General features: G+C 52.8%; 1 protein-coding gene. It reads left to right on the forward strand.

The genetic code is table 11. From position 1 onward, the window contains the following. On the forward strand, positions 1–1,566 hold a 1,566-nt coding region (gene tnpC, locus ACTNC3_RS11300), incomplete at its 5' end, for an IS66 family transposase (protein WP_441227490.1). Positions 1,567–1,586: the final 20 nt, after the last annotated feature.

A 1,586-nucleotide genomic window follows, 5' to 3' on the forward strand; every position in this document is an offset into this window, starting at 1 on the left:
GCTAAGGAGACCATTGAAGAGTTCAAGCGTATGATCTTTGCCTCACGATCCGAAAAGAAACACGTCGGTTATGATAACCCTGAGCAGCTGACACTGATGGACCTTTTCAACGAAGCGGAGCTGGCAGCGGATCCGAACGCTGAAGAGCCTACAGTGGAGACCATCGTCAAGGGCTACATCCGCAAGCAGGAAGGTGAGAAAAAGAAGAAGGCGTCTTATAAGGAGCTGTATGACAAGCTTCCATCGAGAGACCTTCTGTGTCATCTTGATCAGGATGCGAAGATCTGCCCACAATGCGGCAACACCATGGAGCGTGTCGGCTGGGAGAAAGTCCGTACCGAACTGGAGGTCATTCCGGCTCAGATCCGCCTCGTGAACATCTATCAGGAGACGGTCCGCTGTCAGAAATGCTACGAAGAGACCGGATACGCAAGATTTGCCCGCGCCGCGGTTCCATCTCCGCTGATTCCGCACAGTCCGGCATCGCCGACGACCGTTGCGTATGTGATGTACCAGAAGTACATCAACTCCATGCCTCTGTACCGGCAGGAAAAGGAATGGAAACAGATGGGCGTATCGATCCAGCGTGCAACGCTGGCGAACTGGTGCATCTACTGTGGCAAGAAGTACATGAAGCCTCTGTACGATGCGCTGGTTAAGCACCTCCTCGAGCGAGAAGTCACCTGCGCAGATGAGACGCCATGCCAGGTGCTCAAGGAAGATGGTCGGACGGCTCAGCAGAAATCCTACATGTGGATCCACTGCTCAGCGAATCTCGATGGCCTGCCTCCGATCATGCTCTATGAGTACAATCCTTCACGGGCAGGATCGGTACCGCAGAACTTCTATCAGTCGTTCAGCGGCAAGTACTTCCTGGCAGATGGGTATCAGGGATACAATCATCTGCCGAAGGGCGTCCTCCGATGTGGCTGCCTGGCACATTTCCGGCGTAAGTTCTATGACGCAATACCGTCAGAGGACCGCAAGAGTGGTAAGTCCAAGTCACCTGCCGCAAAGATCGTAAATCTCTGCTCGAAGCTGTTTGAAATCGAGCGAGGCTTCATCGATCTCAGCGCGGAGGAACGCAAAATCAAACGAGAAGCATCCAAGGAACACGAGATCTGGAATCAGATCTGGGAATCCCTGGATCAGATCTCAGCAAGCAAAACCAGCCTGCTGGGGAAAGCGGTGACGTATGCCCAGAATCAGAAACCGTACATGGAGAACTATTTCCTGGACGGCAGAATTCCGATTTCAAACAACTTCACCGAAAGCTGTGGTGCGAGACCGTATGCCGTGGGACGGAAAAACTTCTACTTCCACGATACACCGGCCGGTGCCGAAGCCAGCGCGATCATCTACAGCCTGGCGCAGACAGCAAAACTTAACAACCTGAGTGTCTTCAAGTATCTGCAGGCGGTACTCCTTTACATGCCGGACTACGTTCATGAGCCCGAGGGCATGGAAGAGCTGATGCCATGGTCAGATAAGATGAAGAAACTCTGCGCAATAGACACGAAGGCAACTATCGAAGACAAGGATGGAAACCCAAAGATCTCACGGTAGTAAGTTAGCGCGCTCAGCTA

It is taken from the genome of Oribacterium sp. HCP3S3_B9, from assembly GCF_052064255.1.
In the GTDB taxonomy this organism is placed as follows: Bacteria; Bacillota; Clostridia; order Lachnospirales; family Lachnospiraceae; genus Oribacterium.